The 18,949-nt window shown below is 36.6% G+C and carries 21 protein-coding genes; 10 read left to right on the top strand and 11 right to left on the bottom strand.

Annotated elements, in window-relative coordinates; genetic code table 11:
- The 6 genes from ABXH34_RS09510 to mtnC form a co-directional block, all read left to right on the top strand.
- Positions 1-2,310, top strand: a 2,310-nt coding sequence (locus ABXH34_RS09510) for a PAS domain S-box protein (RefSeq protein ID WP_353571641.1), incomplete at its 5' end; no start/stop codon positions are given.
- An 88-nt stretch (positions 2,311-2,398) separates the two neighbouring features.
- Positions 2,399-3,361 carry a diguanylate cyclase domain-containing protein gene (locus tag ABXH34_RS09505; RefSeq protein ID WP_353571640.1) on the top strand — a complete coding sequence of 321 codons (963 nt, stop codon included), beginning with the start codon at positions 2,399-2,401 and terminating at the stop codon, positions 3,359-3,361.
- 187 nt (positions 3,362-3,548) lie between these two features.
- Complete coding sequence (locus tag ABXH34_RS09500) at positions 3,549-3,773, top strand: class II aldolase/adducin family protein (RefSeq protein WP_353571639.1); 225 nt, start codon at positions 3,549-3,551, stop codon at positions 3,771-3,773.
- A 47-nt stretch (positions 3,774-3,820) separates the two neighbouring features.
- On the top strand, positions 3,821-3,964 hold the full coding sequence (locus tag ABXH34_RS09495) for a hypothetical protein (protein ID WP_353571638.1): 144 nt from the start codon (positions 3,821-3,823) through the stop codon (positions 3,962-3,964).
- A 67-nt stretch (positions 3,965-4,031) separates the two neighbouring features.
- Entirely contained in the window at positions 4,032-4,157 is a 126-nt protein-coding gene (locus ABXH34_RS09490) for a hypothetical protein (RefSeq protein WP_353571637.1), read from the top strand.
- Between the two features lie 4 nt (positions 4,158-4,161).
- Positions 4,162-4,842: an acireductone synthase gene (gene mtnC / locus ABXH34_RS09485; RefSeq protein ID WP_353571636.1), complete on the top strand. Its 681-nt coding sequence runs from the start codon at positions 4,162-4,164 to the stop codon at positions 4,840-4,842.
- 365 nt (positions 4,843-5,207) lie between these two features.
- Here the strand turns inward: mtnC and ABXH34_RS09480 are convergent, their stop codons facing one another.
- From ABXH34_RS09480 to ABXH34_RS09465, 4 genes are all read right to left on the bottom strand, one after another.
- The gene (locus ABXH34_RS09480; RefSeq protein WP_353571635.1) at positions 5,208-6,458 is read right to left on the bottom strand and encodes a restriction endonuclease; all 1,251 of its coding nucleotides are present in this window, start codon (positions 6,456-6,458) and stop codon (positions 5,208-5,210) included.
- A 260-nt stretch (positions 6,459-6,718) separates the two neighbouring features.
- Positions 6,719-6,865 carry a DUF4926 domain-containing protein gene (locus ABXH34_RS09475; protein WP_353571634.1) on the bottom strand — a complete coding sequence of 49 codons (147 nt, stop codon included), beginning with the start codon at positions 6,863-6,865 and terminating at the stop codon, positions 6,719-6,721.
- The gene (locus ABXH34_RS09470) at positions 6,865-7,104 is read right to left on the bottom strand and encodes a hypothetical protein (RefSeq protein ID WP_353571633.1); all 240 of its coding nucleotides are present in this window, start codon (positions 7,102-7,104) and stop codon (positions 6,865-6,867) included. Before ABXH34_RS09470 ends, ABXH34_RS09475 begins: the two co-directional genes overlap by 1 nt.
- Positions 7,082-7,372 carry a BrnT family toxin gene (locus tag ABXH34_RS09465; protein WP_353571632.1) on the bottom strand — a complete coding sequence of 97 codons (291 nt, stop codon included), beginning with the start codon at positions 7,370-7,372 and terminating at the stop codon, positions 7,082-7,084. The genes ABXH34_RS09470 and ABXH34_RS09465 overlap by 23 nt, the downstream gene beginning before the upstream one ends.
- 97 nt (positions 7,373-7,469) lie before the next feature.
- Between ABXH34_RS09465 and ABXH34_RS09460 the strand changes: the two genes are divergently transcribed.
- The gene (locus tag ABXH34_RS09460) at positions 7,470-7,688 is read left to right on the top strand and encodes a hypothetical protein (protein WP_353571631.1); all 219 of its coding nucleotides are present in this window, start codon (positions 7,470-7,472) and stop codon (positions 7,686-7,688) included.
- A 49-nt stretch (positions 7,689-7,737) separates the two neighbouring features.
- Here ABXH34_RS09460 and ABXH34_RS09455 read toward each other — a convergent pair whose 3' ends face one another.
- The 4 genes from ABXH34_RS09455 to ABXH34_RS09440 all read right to left on the bottom strand — a co-directional run bounded on the left by ABXH34_RS09455 (position 7,738) and on the right by ABXH34_RS09440 (position 10,723).
- Positions 7,738-7,950 carry a type II toxin-antitoxin system VapC family toxin gene (locus tag ABXH34_RS09455; RefSeq protein ID WP_353571630.1) on the bottom strand — a complete coding sequence of 71 codons (213 nt, stop codon included), beginning with the start codon at positions 7,948-7,950 and terminating at the stop codon, positions 7,738-7,740.
- A 164-nt stretch (positions 7,951-8,114) separates the two neighbouring features.
- Positions 8,115-8,342: a hypothetical protein gene (locus tag ABXH34_RS09450; RefSeq protein WP_353571629.1), complete on the bottom strand. Its 228-nt coding sequence runs from the start codon at positions 8,340-8,342 to the stop codon at positions 8,115-8,117.
- Between the two features lie 157 nt (positions 8,343-8,499).
- The gene (locus tag ABXH34_RS09445) at positions 8,500-9,915 is read right to left on the bottom strand and encodes a phenylacetate--CoA ligase family protein (protein WP_353571628.1); all 1,416 of its coding nucleotides are present in this window, start codon (positions 9,913-9,915) and stop codon (positions 8,500-8,502) included.
- Complete coding sequence (locus tag ABXH34_RS09440; protein WP_353571627.1) at positions 9,905-10,723, bottom strand: hypothetical protein; 819 nt, start codon at positions 10,721-10,723, stop codon at positions 9,905-9,907. The genes ABXH34_RS09445 and ABXH34_RS09440 overlap by 11 nt, the downstream gene beginning before the upstream one ends.
- 278 nt (positions 10,724-11,001) lie before the next feature.
- Here ABXH34_RS09440 and aceE point away from each other — a divergent pair, with 278 nt between their 5' ends.
- Positions 11,002-13,677: a pyruvate dehydrogenase (acetyl-transferring), homodimeric type gene (gene aceE / locus ABXH34_RS09435; RefSeq protein ID WP_353571626.1), complete on the top strand. Its 2,676-nt coding sequence runs from the start codon at positions 11,002-11,004 to the stop codon at positions 13,675-13,677.
- A 12-nt stretch (positions 13,678-13,689) separates the two neighbouring features.
- Entirely contained in the window at positions 13,690-15,630 is a 1,941-nt protein-coding gene (gene aceF / locus ABXH34_RS09430; RefSeq protein WP_353571625.1) for a dihydrolipoyllysine-residue acetyltransferase, read from the top strand.
- A gap of 200 nt (positions 15,631-15,830) precedes the next feature.
- Here aceF and ABXH34_RS09425 read toward each other — a convergent pair whose 3' ends face one another.
- From ABXH34_RS09425 to ABXH34_RS09415, 3 genes are all read right to left on the bottom strand, one after another.
- On the bottom strand, positions 15,831-16,184 hold the full coding sequence (locus ABXH34_RS09425) for a HepT-like ribonuclease domain-containing protein (RefSeq protein ID WP_353571624.1): 354 nt from the start codon (positions 16,182-16,184) through the stop codon (positions 15,831-15,833).
- Complete coding sequence (locus ABXH34_RS09420) at positions 16,177-16,476, bottom strand: nucleotidyltransferase family protein (RefSeq protein WP_353571623.1); 300 nt, start codon at positions 16,474-16,476, stop codon at positions 16,177-16,179. Before ABXH34_RS09420 ends, ABXH34_RS09425 begins: the two co-directional genes overlap by 8 nt.
- A gap of 167 nt (positions 16,477-16,643) precedes the next feature.
- Entirely contained in the window at positions 16,644-18,314 is a 1,671-nt protein-coding gene (locus tag ABXH34_RS09415; RefSeq protein WP_353571622.1) for a KAP family P-loop NTPase fold protein, read from the bottom strand.
- Positions 18,315-18,651: 337 nt separating this feature from the next.
- Here ABXH34_RS09415 and ABXH34_RS09410 point away from each other — a divergent pair, with 337 nt between their 5' ends.
- The gene (locus ABXH34_RS09410) at positions 18,652-18,825 is read left to right on the top strand and encodes a hypothetical protein (RefSeq protein ID WP_353571621.1); all 174 of its coding nucleotides are present in this window, start codon (positions 18,652-18,654) and stop codon (positions 18,823-18,825) included.
- Positions 18,826-18,949: the final 124 nt, after the last annotated feature.

The raw sequence follows: 18,949 nt of genomic DNA, 5'->3' as shown, positions 1-18,949 counted from the left end.
ATTTACTGGGATAACGGCAAAATTGTACGTTTATCGGTTGCAACTGATATTACTGAACGTAAGCAAGCAGAAGCTATGTTACGCGAAAGTCAAAATCGTTTATTAGAAACTCAGCGTATTGCTCATATTGGACACTGGGAGTGGAATTTAAAAAGCCAACAAGTATTCTGTTCAGAAGAAGTGGCACGACAATTTGGTTATTCCTATAAAGCTCAATTTGTTTCTATCGATGTATTTAGCCAAGCAATTCACCTAGACGATCAAGAGCGGGTGCAAGCTAAAATTAAACAGGCACTACAAACCAAAACCTGTTATACAATTGAGTTCCGCGTGCAAAATGATAAATATTTGGTTTATTTACAAGCTATTGCCGAAGTCATTACTGATAATAAGGGGATACCCACTCATATTCTGGGCTCATCTCAAGATATTACAGAACGTAAACAAGCAGAAATCAAATTAAAACAGACTTATGAAGAACTGACACAATTTAAGAATACCTTAGATAAAACCCTAGACTCTATTTTTATGAATGACGTAGAAACCATGCGTTTTACTTATGTGAATGAAGGCGCAAAAAAATTACTAGGCTATTCAGAACCAGAGTTATTAAATTCTACTCCCTCCGATATATATCATCAGCTTCCGCCTAAAACAATACAAGAAATGCTTGCACCTTTAATCAATAATAAAGTCCCCGTACTTAAATTTGAAGCTTATATAAAACCTAAAATCAAGAAAATTATCCCTGTTGAAGTCTTTATTCAATATCTTGAAGTTTCAAAACAAGATAGGCGCTTTATTGCTGTGGTGCGGGATATTACAGAGCGTAAAAAAGCAGAATCTCAGTTACAACAAGCCATTTGTACCGCACGCGAAGCACAAACTGAATCTGATAAAGCTAATCAGGCTAAGACCATGTTTTTAGCCAATATTAGCCATGAATTGCGTACGCCATTAAATGGGATTTTAGGTTATGCACAGCTATTGGAACGCGATAAAAATTTATCAGATAAGCAGTTACAATCTTTAAATATTATTCAACGTAGTGGAGAGCATTTGCTGACGCTGATTAATGATATTTTAGATTTATCCAAAATCGAAGCAGGCAAACTTGAATTGAACTTGGCTGAATTTCGTTTAGCTGAATTTTTACTAGATATTGTTGATTTGTTTTCAATCCGTGCCAAACAAAAAGGCATTGATTTTAATTATGAACAATTAACCGAAGATACTCAAAACGTTCCTGTTGAAGTTTATTTAGATGAAAAGCGGTTACGGCAAATTTTATTGAATTTACTCAGTAATGCGATAAAATTCACTGACACAGGTAAAGTATCTTTAAAATATATTTACCGCGAGCAACGATTGCGTTTTGAAGTACATGACACTGGGCTAGGGATCAATCAACAGTATTTAAATACGATTTTCGAACCTTTTCAACAAATCGACAATTTGCATACAAAAAATCAAGAAGGGACTGGGTTAGGCTTGCCAATTACACAACGCTTAGTCTCTATGATGAATGGAGAATTGCATGTTGAAACTGTACCCAGTAAAGGTAGCTTATTCTGGTTTGAAATTCCGCTATTAAAAGCACGTTATATCGATAACCAACCGATTGAACCAACACAGAAATCACAACATATTATCGGCTATCAGTTTGTAGATTCAGAATCTCAACATAAACTTAAAGTACTGATTGTAGATGATATTAAAGAGAATGGAATATTATTAGAAAGTTTATTAGAGCCATTGGGTTTTAAAATACAACAAGCACATGACGGCCACCATGCGATCAAAAGAGCAAGTGAGTTTCAACCAGACATCATCATTATGGACATGAAGATGCCTATCATGGATGGTTTAGAAACAACCCGTGCATTACGCAAATTACCCTTATTTAAGGATACGGTCATTATTGGTTTTTCAGCTAGTGTATTAGAACAGCAGCAGCAAGATATGTTAGCTGCAGGCTGTAATGATTTTCTATCGAAACCTATTAAAAGTGCTGATTTATTTCATTGTTTAGCGAACAACTGTCAACTAGAATGGATATATGATAGTTATCAAATTGAACCCGATATAGATACCAGTCCAAAACAACTTGTATTGCCACCTCCGCATGAGTTAGAAATATTATTTAAATTGTCAGTTTCTGGTAAAGTACAAGCTATTCAATCACGCTTAGAAAACCTAAAAAAGCACCATATTGAATCAAAAGCATTTATTGAGGAAATCCAAACTTTACTGGACAATTTTGAATTGAAAAAATTAAAGGAAGTTTTAAAACAATACTTATCTGATTGACTCTATATTGTGAGTTTGGGCTATTTTTTGATACTAAACGTTCAAGCCAAGTCAATAGGTAACATCGACCCTAACACCTTAAAAGATTATGCAAATAGATATATTTCATAGAAGTACCATTCTTGTTGTTGACGACACCCCACACAATGCACGTATTGTGTATAAGGTGCTAACGGGCAAAAATTGTGAAGTATTAATTGCCGAAGATGGTAGAAGTGCTTTAGCCGTAGCACAATCAGAACACCCCGATTTGATTTTGCTAGATATTATGATGCCTGAATTAGATGGCTTTGAGACTTGTGAATTATTAAAACAGAATGAAGAGACCCAAGATATTCCTGTGATTTTTATGACAGCACTGTCAGATTTAGAGAGTAAAGTCAGAGGTTTTGAAGTCGGTGCAGTTGATTATGTGACCAAGCCATTTCAACAAAAAGAATTACTTGCTCGGATTCAAACCCATTTAACGATCCGCAATTTACAGCGAGAATTACTGATTCAAAAAACCTCGTTGGAAAAAGCCAATGAAGAGTTAAAACGCTTGGCAATTATCGATGATTTGACTCAAGTTGCAAATCGACGACGTTTAGAAGATTATTTACAGCAAGAATGGAAACGTGGGATTAGAGAAAGAATTTCATTGGGCATCATTCTATGTGATATTGATTTTTTTAAGCAATATAATGACACTTATGGCCATGTTGTTGGGGATCAATGTTTAAAACAAGTTGCTCAAGCAATTAATCAAGCGGTCAAACGTCCAGCGGATTTAGTTGCACGTTATGGTGGTGAAGAGTTTATGGTGATTTTGCCAAATACGCCATTAGAAGGGGCTTTAAAAGTAGCGCGTGATATTCAAAAAACCTTACACAGTTTTAAAATTATTCATGAAGCTTCCCAAATCAATCAGCATATTACCTTAAGTATTGGTATTGCTAATACAATTCCTGAGAATTTTCATCAGCCCATCACACTGATTAAAGCAGCAGATACCGCATTGTATACCGCCAAACAAAATGGTCGTAATTGTATTGTTACCGAGTATTTGTAATCATGAGTTTATCACTATAATTCACTGCTCATTCATGAGATATTGTCATTCACATGAGACCAAATAAATCGATTATTGTGGCATTTGTCTAAAAAATGTCCTTAACTTGCTTGTTTTAAGTTTTATCAGTAGTCAATATCCATTTAAAAAATTATAATGGCTCAAACTCACAAAACACTGATAATCCATGCACGACCAAGTATTGTTCACTTCAGGACAATCAAAAGTTGAATTAGCTCCAGATGATCTTAAGGCAGTTAATATCTCAGAAACGGCAATGGATACTCATAAAATGTCTTCTGCTGCAAGCTTGTTACATGCAATGTTATATGAGCGTAATGCTTACGTTGGCGCGGTATTGCATACTCATTTTGTTAATGCAGCAGTGTTGTCAAAATTTTATGAAAGCTGAAGGGTATTTGCATTTAGAAGATGATGAAATCCCCAAGACAGAGACTCATGACCCCTATTTTTCAGTGTCGATTCCCCAATATCCAAGATATGACTGATTTATCTCAGCAAGTGAATACGTATGATGGAAATCCAGCGATTCATGCTTATTTGATTACGGGTCATGTATACATGGGATTAATCTGGTGTTGAAGCGTGCAAATTCTTATTTGAATACAAAACTCTTAACTTATAAATAAAAAACCTTAGGATAGATGCAATGACAACAACTGTATGCGATGCAAGTGAGCCAAGCCAAGCGACTATCACTTTAATCAATGCGCCTATAGGAACTAAATTGACTGGGGATGAGATTGCCAAGCAGTTTCCTCTAATGGGAGCATAGTCTGATGATTACTACTATTTTAACCGATATTGAAGGAACTACATCCTCATTTGACTTTGTGCGTGAGGTATTATCTCCTTATTCCGAGTTACATTTGCCTCAGTTTATCCAAGCGCATAGCCAAGATTCAGAAGTACAAAAGCAGTTAGAAGCCACCCGTGAAATAGTTAGGAAGGCTGATTTAACTCAAGATGAAACGATTCAAATATTATTAACTTGGATGAGTGAGGACAAAAAAGCCACGCCATTAAAAGCATTGCAAGGGATGGTTTGGGAAATCGGTTATAAGGATCAGGCATATAAAGCTCATGTTTATCCTGATGCGGTGACTAATTTACAAAAATGGCATACCAATGGTAAAAAGCTATATGTGTATTCCTCTGGTTCGATTCAAGCCCAACAATTATTTTTTAGTCATACAGAATATGGTGATTTAACCGATTTGTTTTCTGGTTATTTTGATACGACAACAGGTCATAAGCGAGAAAAACGTTCTTATCGCAATATTGCTGAACGTATTGATGAAGCACCTTCACATATTCTATTTTTATCAGATGTTGTTGAAGAGCTAGATGCGGCACAAAATACAGGCATGAAAACCTATTGTTTAAACCGCGAAGACCGTCGTATGTCGAGTTATCCCCACCCACAAATCCGTGATTTTGATGAGGTTGATGTTAGTTAGTTGCCATCAAATATCTGCCTATCCAATGTTTCATCTTGTTTTTGCCGCTATTGTGGGAACAAGGTGAAATTTTATCCCATACCCCACATCAATGACTTAACTTATTATAAGAAACATATTATTAGCATGCTATAAAGAACTTCAAAATTAAGATGCAGAGCGTCTGGGTTGTATTCCAACAGAGAGAGATTGAATAAGGGGAGGTATAGCTCGTTCCCAAATTCTATTTGGTAATGCCTGCCTATCAAGCTCTGCTTGATGTATTTACTCTCGAAGCTGAGCTTGGTAGCGAGCTATAATTGCCATACTTTTAGTGTGGGTGCAGGTTTATTCCTTTTAAAATAATGCAAGATAAAAATCCTCTTTTACCCTTCTTCAAATGAATTTTTTTCAAGATGCCATTGAACCAAAACATCTATATCTATTAAAACAATTTTATTATTTTTAAGAGCACTTTCTTTCGCCTCATTTGTAAAGTAACTTGTGGTGACAATGTACCCTTTCCAAGTTTCTTTATTTTCCTCTAATACACCTTTAAACTGTTGGATTATAGGTCTACCAACGGGATTGCTAGACGCATGTCTTTTGCATTGAACAATAATTAAACCATTTGGATGTCTTGCAAAACCATCTATTCCTGCATCGTTAGATTTTTTCGTCACCCATGCCAATCCATATTTTTGAAAAAAACTCATAATGTGACTTTCAAAATCATATGAATCCATATTTAATAAGATTTCTCTTAAGGCTTTTTCTTCTGAAGGCATCTCAAAAGATTTAGGCTCTTTAGGTTCAGAAATCATCGCTTTTTTTAATGCTTTGTTTGTTTGTCTTAAAAGCTCATCTGTAGCGATAATAGCCATAACTAAACTAATATAATTTTGTGACTCAGATTGACTAAAAAATGCCTCAATAATAGTGGTAATGCCCGCTGTACCAATAAATATTAGCAACAAAACAGGTAAGCCAATAGCAGTACCAAATGCAGCAATACCCACACCTTGACCACCTACTATTGTTGCAGCAGCCAATGTGGCAGGAATAGCAACTTTAATAGCTAAAGGAAGGTCAGCATTTTTGTAATTTTCTACAGCTTGTTCTACACTACGAAACATGACCCCAACAGTTTTTCTGGAGTCGAGTAAATCATAAATTTGGGCTGCTTTTTGTCGGGTTGAAAAGTCAGGATTATTGAGTATTTCTCTTACTAGAGCTAACCATGCAATAATTTCTAAGCAGTCTTGCTCTGTAGAACATGAATTAATTGCAGCTATCATGAGGTTAACAATCCAATTACGAATTGTATCTATAGTTTCATGTCCTGTATTAGAAACCGATTCTTCTACGCTACTCCAAGTTTCAGAGGCAGATTTTTCCACACTGTCCCAAGTTTCAGAAGCAGATTTTTCCACGCTGCCCCAAGTTTCAGAAGCAGATTTTTCCACGCTGCCCCAAGTTTCAGAGGTGGACTTTTCCACGCTGTCCCAAGCTTCAGTAAATGACTTTCCTATGTTGTCCCAAATATTAGTATTCCCCTCTTCATTATTTTTAACATCTTTAGTTATTTCTTCGGTGGTTTGTTTATTTTTATTAGTTATAGATTCTATCCAGCTCATTGATATACTCACAAAATGTTAAAAAGATGAAAAAATCAGCTCGTTCCCAAATTCTATTTGGTAATGCCTGCCTATCAAGCTCTGCTTGATGTATTCCCTCTCGAAGCAGAGCTTTTTAAACATACACTACCAAGCTCAGCTTGGTAGCGAGCTAAAGCTTTAAATTTCATTTCCCCATTCCTTTCTCGAATCTATTATGCTGCTTGTAAAAAATGGTAATGTAACACCAGAAATTGATTCGTATTAAGAGCTAGCATGGCTTAGGTCTGTCCTTCATTATCACTAAATTCAACTTCATAAGTATCAGGTGTAAGCATTTCTACAATTGTGCCCACTTGTCCACGGTATAAATTATGTTCTGGTGTATTTTCTGTGACGGCAATCGTATCAAATCGTTTTACAGTCATTATTTAATGCTTTTTTGATGTGTTACGTATTCATCTAATAATTGTCGAATGAGTTTCTGATATTGCATTTGGTGTTTGTTTGCTATTTCTTTAAAATAAGTAACGCTTTCAGTACTTAGAGAAATAGTTATTTTAGTGTTTTTGTTTTTAAGTATAAGTTCGTCTGGTGAAGGCAAAAAGTCTGACATTAACTCAATGTCTCCAATTGGCTCATCGCTATATTGAATTTGCTTGCTCATAGATTTTTTTACCTTTACGCCAATATCCTGCACCAATAATACGTATTTTGCCTGCTCTGTATGTAAAACGCACGGTGAGTACGCCGTTTCCATTTTCATCCAGTCCAAAGCAATAAAATCGTTGTTCAGTTTGGCTGTGATTAGTGTCTTCTGCTATAACACGGTTTGGGTCAAAAAAAGCATATTGTGCATCATAAAATGATACGTCATGTTTGTTCTGATTTTCGAGGTTTTTATTCTCGTCCCATTCAAAGCTTGGTTGAGTCATGAGTTTAAGAATAGCTTAAATATGGCTATTTCACCATACTTTTGTTTTATACCAGTTTGCTATACTATAGAATCAATTCATATTTAGAGATTTCATTATGATGACTAATATTCAAATAGAAAGCAATGATCTGCATATTATTCAGCAGTTTTTAGAGGTGGGGAGAGAAAAGTTTCATCTGAAAATTCATGTGATAAATGACGTTAATAATATACCTCAAACAAAATGGGCTGAGTTTGCTGAAAAAATGGATGGTTTATTTACACCAGAAATTGTTGAACACATTGAAGAAAGTCGTAAAGAGGTTAGAGGATAAATAATTTAAACTTCACGTCCCAATTCCTTTCTTAATTTTTTGTAATCAATTATAAACCTATATTTTGATAAGCTGGAAACACACCGTCAAAACTAATTAATTGAGCATTGTAGTGTAAAGCTGTGCTAATAATGATTCTATCCATAGGGTCTTTATGATGTTCTGGTAAATTGACTGCTTTTGCTGCGATAGATGGGGTAACAGGTAAAAACTCTATGATATTGGCTTCCTCTACTTGTTGATACCACTCGTCAAACGACATGCCCAAGTCAATGCGCCCATGTTTTACCAGTCAAGCCATTTCAAAGCAAGATATAGCAGAAATACCAAGGCGTTCAGTATTTTCAATTAATTCACATAATGTAGGAGAAAGTTTATTTGGGATTTGGTTAATCCACCAATGCCAGATATGTGTATCTAACATAATCATACCGATAAATTCCAGTCTGACTCTGGAACTGTGTTCATGACATCGCCGAGTTCTTTTACTTTTCCTGCAAATTGTGCTGGGGGACTGCGACGGCGTTTAGGTGGCATTGGAGCATCATCAAGTGTCACAATTAAAATTTCAACTTGTTGATTGATAAATGAAGCAGGTAATTCTAATTCCAAATGTGATGATGTGATGTTTTTAATGTGTCTTTGTACTTGCATGTTTTGCCTCCATTAAGAAAGAGTTGTTTTAATCGCTCACTGTCTTTTGCTGTTATGCCTAAAACATAAGCAAAAAAATAGCAAAAGATTCCAAACGAGTTCTATAAAAAATGAGGAGAATCCCTCAAAGCTGGGTTTAGGAGCAAGGTATAATTGTCTACAAACTAACTTCTAAGTTTGTTAGTTCTTCCTCACTTTCATGTATATTTAGTAGACAGCGAATTGGCTTTTCCTTAAACGAAGATGCCCTGATTTCTGTATAGTTTGGAATGCATCGCAAATTAATTGAATGAGAAAATACAATTTCCAACCATGATTGCAGAGAGTTTAATTTTTCTCTATTTCTTTCAATTAAGCTGTAATCATTAGCTAATAACGATAATTCTAAACAATCAAAGTCAACTTGAGAAAGAACAAAATTCTTGATATTTAAATTTGTTTCCATCAGCCAGCGATAAGTTGTATCAAGCAAAACTCCCGAATTTATTAATTTTCTATTCTTTGTAATAAAACTATCATTTAATCTACCATCTAGTGATTCTAAAATACTCCATTTTACCCCACATGAACATTCTGATTCTGATAGAGATATTAAATCCCCTTGAATATATCTTATTATTGGCATGGCTGTATTTAGTAAATTAGTAACTACAGCAACCCCTTTTGAAGTAGCATCTAGCTTCATATTTTTACTAGGTATAGTTTCTAAATGAACAGTATCTTCACAAACATGATATTTACCACATGGTAGCTGCAATGCAATACGAGTAGCCTCTTCTGAGCTATATTCATCAAGAACAGGCACTCCTAATAGGTTTGACCAATATTTCCGCTGCTCTGAAGTTGATTGCTCTGAATGAATAACGATTAAATAGGTATTTGAAAGGTTGGTTATATATGGAGCAATACTATTGAGAACACTTGGGTAACAAGATATTATTTCAGGTTGTATGTCATACAGTACGGAAACTATTTCCTCTACAGAGAGTAGAGAAGAAATAAAATAGTTTCTGAAATACTCTCCAATATCTCCAAACCACCAAGGACATGTATAAATCATAGCTACCTTGTCATTCTTACTATATTTATCTTCAGACTGCATCTTCCATTGCCGCACACCATGAAGCGTATCTTCAAGTACAGCATTAAGATCGTATAAAAGTTTTACTACTTTACCTGATGATCCCGATGAGCGTGTGGCAAATAGCTTTTTTTCATCATAATTAATTAAATCAACACAAGAGTTAGGAAATGCTTCTATTAATTCATCTTTAGTTATAACAGGAATATTTGAAAAATCATCTAAACTTTTAATATCTTGAGGGGTAATCCCTTCTTTTCTATACTTGTAGTTATAGAAGTCAGTATTGTTGTAAGCATAGTTCACAAGATGTTGAATACGAATTAATTTGTATTTGTTGATTTCATCACGTTCTAAGTATGGTGCATTTTCTATTCTAGGGTAATTATTTTTATAGTAATGGACTAACTTTCTTTTATGCTCTTTACTAGGATAGGAAATATAATCAAGAGTCTTGTTTGATTCCCAATACTCATAGGGTCTAACAATCATTTTTTTTCTCTTCTAAGTATGTCAAGTATTCTTCTTGTAGTATATGTCTAATTTCATTTGTTTTTACATCAGTGTGTTCTTGCCAAAATACTCCACGCTCTGGCACGCGAGTTAGAGATATTTCACTAAAACATCTTGGTATTAAATGACGTTGAGTATCAAAAAAGAATAAAATAGTATTCCCAGTATCAAATAGATTAGTATATTTTTGTCTGTTTAGGGGAATTGTCAAAGCATATTTATCTAATTCACTTTTCTTATAATTGCTTAGACCAATATTATTCATAAGACGATCAATTTCTGAGTTTACATGCGGTAAATCATCAGGGTAAAAAAACACATATTTATTACCTTTCTTAATACATTTATTTACCATTTTTCCCGTTGTAGCTTGAGATGAATCAGGTTGAAAATCTGGCGTAATTAACCATGTTATCTTTATATTTGGGGACATCTCTAATTCACCTATCATAGCGTTTGTCCAAATAATTCCTTTATCTATAAGCAAATCAAGCTCCATACTACTTTCGTATTTGTGTTTATTTCCACTATAGTGTTCTGTCAATTTAATCAAGCTCATTATATACCCTATTGTCTTATCTGCTTGTCTTAATCTGGTTTCATGGCTTTCAGCTAACAACATATTTTCTTCCCATAAAACTGTACTACTAATATCATGAACTGTATTAATTACATTTCTTAATTCTCTTATTTTGGTATCTGATTTCATCCATACCCAACCTGAAAATAAGAATGACATTATTCCTATTACCCCTGCTATTACTGTAAAAATATCAAGAGAAGCCATAGTTTATTCCCCTTAGAAAATATTGGAACTATACATTTTAGTTATTTGATGATCAACCATTATGGCACACAAAATCCATTAAAAACATTATTTAAAACAGGCTATTCAAACCATAAGCAAAACTAATCCTTTATATAAAAAATTTGACTATGATTTATTTTCGTTATATTCTGTGGGTTATCCAAAAATTTTAGGTGCTTGACTGAACTAAGCTCACAAGGCGTTGTTCTATCAAGATAAAAAATTAAAACAACTTGTCATACCCAAAAGGAGACACTATGACAACACCTTATAAAAATGTCCATCAAAAAGAGGATATTGATTTGGAGGAAACACGCGAATGGGTCGATGCCATTGAAAGCGTGCTGGAGGAAGAAGGAGACGAACGCGCTCACTTCATCATCGAACGTATGATTGAAAAACTAAGACGTTCAGGTACTTACATTCCCCATAGTGCCAATACAGCTTACGTTAACACCATCCCCCGCCATTTAGAACAACAAGACCCCGGTAATGCAGAATTAGAGTGGCGGATTCGCTCATTAATCCGTTGGAATGCGGTTGCAACGGTAGTCAATGCCAATCGTTTAAGCTCAGAACTCGGCGGACATATTGCCAGTTTTGCCTCAGCCGCAACATTGTACGATGTCGGTTTTAATCATTTTTTCCATGCCAAAACCCCAGACCATGGCGGCGATTTACTCTACATCCAAGGTCATTCAGCCCCCGGTATTTACGCCCGCGCCTTCCTAGAAGGTCGTATTTCTGAAGAACAATTATCAAAATTCCGTCAAGAAGCTGATGGCGATGGTCTATCATCCTATCCGCATCCGTGGTTAATGCCTGACTTCTGGCAATTCCCAACAGTTTCAATGGGTTTAGGCCCGATTATGGCGATTTATCAAGCCCGTTTCCTACGTTATTTGCACCATCGCGGTTTAGCTAAAACTGAAAACCGTAAAGTGTGGGCGTTTATGGGTGATGGCGAGATGGATGAGCCTGAATCATTAGGCGCAATCGGCATGGCTTCGCGCGAGAAATTGGATAATTTAGTATTTGTCGTCAATTGTAACTTACAGCGTTTAGACGGGCCTGTACGTGGAAATGGCAAAATTATTCAAGAACTTGAAGCGGAATTCCGTGGCGCAGGCTGGAACGTGATTAAAGTCATTTGGGGTTCTTACTGGGATCCATTATTAGCAGCGGATACCGATGGTTTATTACGTCAACGGATGGAAGAATGTGTTGATGGCGAATATCAAAACTTCAAAGCCAAAGGCGGTAAATATACACGCGACAATTTCTTTGGCAAATATCCAGAATTAAAAGCCATGGTTGCGGGCATGAGTGACGATGACATTTGGCGATTGAATCGTGGCGGTCATGATCCACAGAAAATTTATGCAGCGTATGCCGAAGCGGTAGCGCATAAAGGTCAACCGACTGTTATTCTTGCTAAAACGGTTAAAGGTTACGGCATGGGTGATGCGGGTGAAGGTCAAAACGCGACACATCAACAGAAAAAAATGGGTGAAGCGGCGTTACGCGAATTCCGTGATCGGTTCAATATTCCGATTCCTGATGACAAAGTCGCAGAAGCACCATTCTATCGTCCACCTGATGACAGTCCAGAAATCAAGTATTTGCAAGAACGTCGTCAAGCTTTAGGCGGTTACTTGCCTTTACGTCAAAAAACCGCGACTCCGTTAGAAGTGCCACCATTATCCGCATTTGATGTCCAATTAAAAGGCACAGGCGACCGCGAAATTTCCACCACCATGGCATTCGTGCGCATGTTAAACGTGTTGGTTAAAGATAAAAAATTAGGTCAAAACGTTGTCCCAATCGTCCCAGACGAAGCGCGTACTTTTGGTATGGATGGCATGTTCCGCCAGTTGGGGATTTACTCATCTGAAGGGCAATTATACGAGCCACAAGACGCTGACCAATTATTGTATTACCGCGAAGACAAAAAAGGTCAAATTTTAGAAGAAGGCATTAATGAAGCAGGCGCGATGTCCTCATGGATTGCGGCGGCGACTTCGTATGCGAATAACAACATTAACATGATTCCGTTTTACATCTTCTATTCTATGTTTGGTTTCCAACGGGTGGGCGATTTAGCGTGGGCTGCGGGTGATATGCAAGCGCGTGGTTTCCTCATCGGCGGTACTGCGGGTCGAACCACTTTAGCGGGCGAAGGCTTACAGCATCAAGACGGTCACAGTTTAATGATTGCGGCGAATATCCCCAATTGCGTGACGTATGATCCAACTTATGCGTATGAATTAGCAGTGATTTTACATGATGGTTTACGTCGCATGTATGAACTACAAGAAAACGTGTTCTATTATTTGACTGTCATGAATGAAAATTATATCCATCCTGCAATGCCAGAAGGCGTGGAACAAGGCATTCTTAAAGGCATGTATTTGTTGAAAGAAGGCATGGATTCAGAATTAAAAGTACAGCTTTTGGGCAGTGGCACGATTTTACGCGAAGTGATCGCCGCCAGCAGTTTATTAGCTGAAGATTTCGGCATCAGTTCAGATATTTGGAGCGTCACCAGTTTCACCGAATTACGTCGCCAAGGTGAAGACACAGAACGTTGGAATATGTTACACCCCGAAGCGGATCGCAAAATGTGTTATGTGCGCGAATGTTTGAAAGGTCGTCAAGGGCCCGCCATCGCTGCAACGGATTATGTGAAAGCCTATGCAAATCAAATACGTTCATGTGTGCCGATGAATTATTTGACTTTGGGAACAGATGGTTTTGGACGCAGTGATTTACGTAAACGCTTACGTCGCCATTTTGAAGTGGATCGTTATTATGTCACCGTTGCTGCTTTAAAAGGCTTGGCGGATATGAATTTAATTCCTGCTAGCAAAGTGACAGAAGCCATTGATAAATATGGTATCAATCCAGAAAAACCAAATCCATTGACCGCATAAGGAGAGACATAGATGGCAATTCAAGACGTATTTGTGCCTGACATCGGTGACTTTTCTGATGTCCCAGTGATTGAAGTATTGGTGGCGGTTGGCGATTCGGTTGACGCGGAACAAGCTTTAATTACTTTAGAAAGTGATAAGGCGACCATGGAAGTGCCAGCTCCTTATGCGGGTGTGGTGAAAGAAGTGATTGTTAAAATTGGCGATGCTATTTCAGAAGGCACGTTGATTGTTAAAATGGAAGCGGCGGGAGAATCTGCTGCCCCTGCAAGCCCTGAACCTGTGGCAGAATCTGCACCTGTGGCTCAATCGGGTGGCGCGATTGAAGATGTGTTAGTCCCTGATATTGGTGATTTTTCCGATGTGCCAGTGATTGAAGTTTTAGTCGCTGTAGGTGATTTGGTTGAACCTGAACAAGCTTTGATTACTTTAGAAAGTGACAAGGCAACGATGGAAGTCCCAGCCCCAAGTGCGGGTGTGGTTAAAGAAATCTTAGTCAATATTGGTGACACGGTTTCACAAGGTTCTTTGATTATCAAAATGGCTTCAGCGGGTGGTGCAAGTGCTGCGCCTGTGGCTCAAGAATCTACGCCTGTTGCGGTTGTACCTGTCGCATCGGGTAATATTGATGTGACTGTACCAGATATTGGTGATTTCCCTGCTGTGCCAGTGATTGAAATATTGGTTGCAGTGGGCGATAGCTTTGAACCTGAACAAGCGTTAATCACCTTGGAAAGCGAAAAAGCCACCATGGAAGTGCCTGCACCATTTGCGGGTGTGGTCAAAGAATTAAAAATCAATATTGGCGATTCTGTTTCAGAAGGTTCATTGATTTTAATCGCGGAAGCCAGTGGTGGTAGTGCGGCTGCTCCTGTTGCCAGTGCGCCTGAACCCGTGGCAGAATCTGCACCTGTTGCCACACAAAATATTGCAGCTAAAGCACCGTCTGATCCAAATTCCAAACGCGCTCAATTACGTGAACCCCAACACGCGCCAATCGCTCAGCCTACGACTCAAGCGAAAATGTCAAAAGTCCATGCAGGGCCTGCGGTGCGTAAATTAGCCCGTGAGTTAGGTGTGAATTTAGGTGAAGTCACAGGCTCAGGTCGTAACGGTCGAATTCTGAAAGATGATGTTAAATCTTTTGTGAAAATCACCTTAACCCAAGGTGTGCCAGCGGCAGCGACTCAAACCGCAGCACCTGCCAGTGGTGGTATGGGCATTCCTGAGATTCCAGAAGTTGATTTCAGTAAATTCGGTGAAATTGAAGTTCAGCCAATGGGTCGAATTAAGAAATTATCAGGCCCTCACTTGCATCGCGCTTGGTTGAATATTCCGCATGTTACTCAGTTCGACGAGGCGGATATTACTGAGTTGGAAGCATTCCGCAAAGGCTTAAAAGCTGAAGCTGAAAAACACGGTGTGAAAGTGACGATGTTGGCATTTTTACTGAAAGCCAGTGTTGCCGCGCTGAAAGAATATCCTAATTTCAATGCGTCATTAGATAAGAGCAAAGAAAATTTAGTATTGAAGAAATACTATAACATTGGGGTTGCAGTCGATACGCCAAACGGTTTGGTTGTACCTGTGATTAAAGATGTGAATTTGAAAGGTTTGTTCGATATTGCACGCGAATTAGGCGAAATCAGTAAAAAAGCCCGTGATGGCAAATTATCTCCAAGCGAAATGCAAGGCGGTACATTTACTATTTCCAGCTTAGGCGGGATTGGTGGTACACAGTTTACGCCGATTGTGAATGCACCCGAAGTGGCTATTTTGGGCGTTTCACGTTCCAGTATGCAGCCCGTGTATGAAAATGGTGAATTTGTGCCACGCTTGATTATGCCTTTCTCTGTTTCCTACGATCATCGTGTGATTGACGGTGCATCGGGAGCGCGGTTCACGCAGTATTTAAGCTTTATTCTGTCTGATGTAAGACGGTTGTTGTTGTAATTTAGTTATTTAACGGATGATTGGATAGGCAGGATTTTTATCTTGTTTATCCTTTTTCTGTTTGTTCAATATTTCACTTTTAAATTTCATTGCTACAATTGTTCTGCGCTTGCTTAATTTTTATTGTTGCCCATTTGGGTAATTCGCTAAAACGGTACTGTAATAAGCTTATCAATAGATTAATTTGTCCTATCCTTTCTCTATGCCTTTTTCCATTCCTGCTTTTCTAAAGTTATAATTTGTTCTTTTAACGTGTCTAAATCTAATTCAAAAATTTGCCAAACCATTTGCAAATCAACACCAAAATAAGCATGAATTAAGACATTACGAAAATCTGATAAATCCCGCCAAGGAATTGCTGGATAACGTTTTGTAAAAGTTTTGGGCATTTGGTTCGCGGCTTCGCCAATAATTTCAAAGTTTCTAACCACAGCATCAATAGTTTTTTCATCATTCACGAATGTTTCATAAGACATATCTTTGAGATAACGCTGAATTTTACCTATAGATTCTAAAATATCCGCGATTAGCAGTTGTTCATTTCTTTTAGACATCGTGTAAATCTTTTTGAATAGCGGCGAAATATTGAGGTTTTAAAGCATTTTGCGATACAACATCTGTTTTTACTGGAAATAAAGCAGCGATTTCTCTCACTAAAGAAAAATATTGTAATCCTAATGGTTTATCTCCCAGTTGAACAAGAATATCAATATCGCTATCTGCTCGTTGTTCATTTCTAGCACGTGAGCCAAATACAGCTAAACGACGAATATCATAGCGGTTTTTGAATTGTGTTTTATGTTGTCGCAACGTTTCAATGATTTCTGTTAATGAGGGATTGTGCATTGTTTGTATTCCTCTTGTTCAAGATGTGAGACGGTTGTTGTAATCTGGTTTTTGAACAGGATGTAACAGATGAATGGATAGGCAGGATTTTTATCTTGCTTGTCCTGAAATCTATCTAATTGCATAATTATGCTATGTTTTTTATTAAACCAAATTAACAGACTAAATTAGCTAAATTGTGTAGATAATTCTATTTTATCAATTATTGAGTCTAAATCTTTTAAAACAGACATTCCCCCATGTTTTTCATAACCTTCATTTGGGTCTGTTATTTTTTCAAAATGGTCTTTAAACTCCTTAATAAACGCCTTTTCCTCTACATTATCCCTAGAAGACCATTCTTCATACCAAATTTCTAGTTTTTGGATTGTAGGTTCATCTAATTTATGATTTTTTAATTTGAGATAAACCAAATAGGTACACATTTGAACATGATCAGCAAAGTCTAATCCATATTTTGTTGGAGGTTTAGATGAAGGTTGTGTATCTATATTACAAATAGAAGTGTAGCTAGTTGAATTAAGATGTTTGATTATTTTTTCTGGAGTATTTTTTGGAATAATGTAGTCACGATAGACTTCATAATTTTTTTCACGAACAATAAGTAAAGTAGCTATCATATAACAGAAATATTTGTTTGAAGATGATTGTTCTTTATCAAATAACTGAATAATTATGTTGACTCTTTCAATATATTGATTGATTTCTCTTAATGAGAAGTCACTATAATGTTTTCGGAGAAATAAAAAAACTTTGACAAAGTTTTGTATAATATTGTGTTGCTGGTGAAAATTTAATTGGTCAAATAAGCTTTTAATATAAAGCTCTAGTTGTTCTGGATTAGGTTCTTTTAAACGATATTCAATATCAATGAAGCGTTTTAAATAACCTTCTGAATCCATATCTTGCCCATAAACGGCTTTGATACTATGTGAAAGTTGCTCTTTATCCAAAGACAATACAAAAACCAAACCTTTAATATCAAAAAGATGTTTAATTCTTTCCAATAATTCAATCGCATAAGTGGGTCTGCATCTATCCAATTCATCAACAAAAATAACCAATCTTTTGCCCTTTTCTGCAATTGCAATTTCGAGATTTGTTTTAAATGTATCAATCAAGCTTACAGAGGCTTTGTAACCAATATAGTGACTTGCATACGTATTAACTACATCTTTGGACAAATCTTTGGATAGATTTTCTAATTCTGATTCTATCCCTGTATCTTCTAATCCAGTTTCTTTTAAAAACTTAGATAGCTCATCAATATCCAATAATCCTGCCGTTGCTGTTTTAGCTGCGATGGGAATCAATTTGCCTGAAAAATATATCCCTACTCTTTTTGCTTTTTCCCAATGAGGATTAGTATCAGCTTCCTTTGATTCCTTTGAAAAAAATGGGTTAATTTCACTTAAAAACGCAGTGAGAGGATCAGGAGCAAAATCATTTTTCCACGCATTAAAGCAAATTGTTTCTATCTCTTTGTCTGATTCAAGATGTTTTTCCCATAAATTGATAAATGTCGTTTTCCCTGTCCCCCATTTTGAATTAATTGCCAAAACAGTAGGGGTCTCTACATTTTTCAAAAGATTCGATAAACTCTTAATTTCAATATCCCGATTAAGCGTATCTTCAAAGCTCTCGTTTTCTATACCATACACTTTCGTAGGACTACTTTGCTTATTTTCCACCATCATTATCCATTTTTCTGTGAATTGCTCTGGCAAACAACTAATAATACCTATAAAACTATCTAACTCTGCACAAGCTGTATTATTTAATGAGTTGTTTTTCATTGAATCATTACGAGTTAAGTTATCTTGAATCTCATCGCTCATGTATCACCCAGCTTTCTTTGTAAAATATATTCTGTCTCTTACCATCACCGTGTGATTGACGGGGCAGTAGGCAAAAAATACTTAAACTTTATTTTATCTGATGTAAGACGCTTGCTGTTGTAATTTTTTTGTTTTTGAACAGGATTTAACGGATGATTGGATGGGCAGGACTTTTTATCTTGTTTATCTTTGAATCCATTTCATCTTGTTCTATCATCAATTTTTCATCGCTATTCCTAATTTTCCCTCCCTCATTGCATATCCTTCTTTAGCCAGTATAAAATTTTAACTATCCATTGATTTAAAATCATTTAGGCAAATAGAGCTACAAATCATTATGAATTTTGACAATTTTTTAGAAAAGCTTTGGAAAAAAGATGCGGCTGGTCAATATGGTTTTGAAGGATTAGTAAAAAAATTGCTTGAAGAGTTAACAGAGCAAGCGTTTTATTTATCTCTTTCAGGTCGTCAAGAGGGAAGAGACATTTCAAGTATAAATAATCATTGTTAAATAATTTATCAACAATGTTACAATGTTTTTAAGCCATTAAAAAGAATAAACCCATGTCTCTTGCCGTTATTCATAGTCGTGCCCAAGTTGGTATCGAAGCCTTACCCGTGACGATTGAAGTGCA

It is taken from the genome of Candidatus Albibeggiatoa sp. nov. BB20 (assembly GCA_016744725.1).
In the GTDB taxonomy this organism is placed as follows: domain Bacteria; phylum Pseudomonadota; class Gammaproteobacteria; order Beggiatoales; family Beggiatoaceae; genus Albibeggiatoa.
This window is presented reverse-complemented; position numbering and strand designations above follow the sequence as displayed.

Coding starts and splice junctions, on each gene's coding strand:
- ABXH34_RS09505 (WP_353571640.1), top strand. CDS start 2,399: ATGCAAATAGATATATTTCATAGAAGTACCATTCTTGTTGTTGACGAC.
- ABXH34_RS09500 (WP_353571639.1), top strand. CDS start 3,549: ATGCACGACCAAGTATTGTTCACTTCAGGACAATCAAAAGTTGAATTA.
- ABXH34_RS09495 (WP_353571638.1), top strand. CDS start 3,821: ATGACCCCTATTTTTCAGTGTCGATTCCCCAATATCCAAGATATGACT.
- ABXH34_RS09490 (WP_353571637.1), top strand. CDS start 4,032: ATGACAACAACTGTATGCGATGCAAGTGAGCCAAGCCAAGCGACTATC.
- mtnC (WP_353571636.1), top strand. CDS start 4,162: ATGATTACTACTATTTTAACCGATATTGAAGGAACTACATCCTCATTT.
- ABXH34_RS09480 (WP_353571635.1), bottom strand. CDS start 6,458: ATGAGCTGGATAGAATCTATAACTAATAAAAATAAACAAACCACCGAA.
- ABXH34_RS09475 (WP_353571634.1), bottom strand. CDS start 6,865: ATGACTGTAAAACGATTTGATACGATTGCCGTCACAGAAAATACACCA.
- ABXH34_RS09470 (WP_353571633.1), bottom strand. CDS start 7,104: ATGAGCAAGCAAATTCAATATAGCGATGAGCCAATTGGAGACATTGAG.
- ABXH34_RS09465 (WP_353571632.1), bottom strand. CDS start 7,372: ATGACTCAACCAAGCTTTGAATGGGACGAGAATAAAAACCTCGAAAAT.
- ABXH34_RS09460 (WP_353571631.1), top strand. CDS start 7,470: ATGATGACTAATATTCAAATAGAAAGCAATGATCTGCATATTATTCAG.
- ABXH34_RS09455 (WP_353571630.1), bottom strand. CDS start 7,950: ATGTCGTTTGACGAGTGGTATCAACAAGTAGAGGAAGCCAATATCATA.
- ABXH34_RS09450 (WP_353571629.1), bottom strand. CDS start 8,342: ATGCAAGTACAAAGACACATTAAAAACATCACATCATCACATTTGGAA.
- ABXH34_RS09445 (WP_353571628.1), bottom strand. CDS start 9,915: ATGATTGTTAGACCCTATGAGTATTGGGAATCAAACAAGACTCTTGAT.
- ABXH34_RS09440 (WP_353571627.1), bottom strand. CDS start 10,723: ATGGCTTCTCTTGATATTTTTACAGTAATAGCAGGGGTAATAGGAATA.
- aceE (WP_353571626.1), top strand. CDS start 11,002: ATGACAACACCTTATAAAAATGTCCATCAAAAAGAGGATATTGATTTG.
- aceF (WP_353571625.1), top strand. CDS start 13,690: ATGGCAATTCAAGACGTATTTGTGCCTGACATCGGTGACTTTTCTGAT.
- ABXH34_RS09425 (WP_353571624.1), bottom strand. CDS start 16,184: ATGTCTAAAAGAAATGAACAACTGCTAATCGCGGATATTTTAGAATCT.
- ABXH34_RS09420 (WP_353571623.1), bottom strand. CDS start 16,476: ATGCACAATCCCTCATTAACAGAAATCATTGAAACGTTGCGACAACAT.
- ABXH34_RS09415 (WP_353571622.1), bottom strand. CDS start 18,314: ATGAGCGATGAGATTCAAGATAACTTAACTCGTAATGATTCAATGAAA.
- ABXH34_RS09410 (WP_353571621.1), top strand. CDS start 18,652: ATGAATTTTGACAATTTTTTAGAAAAGCTTTGGAAAAAAGATGCGGCT.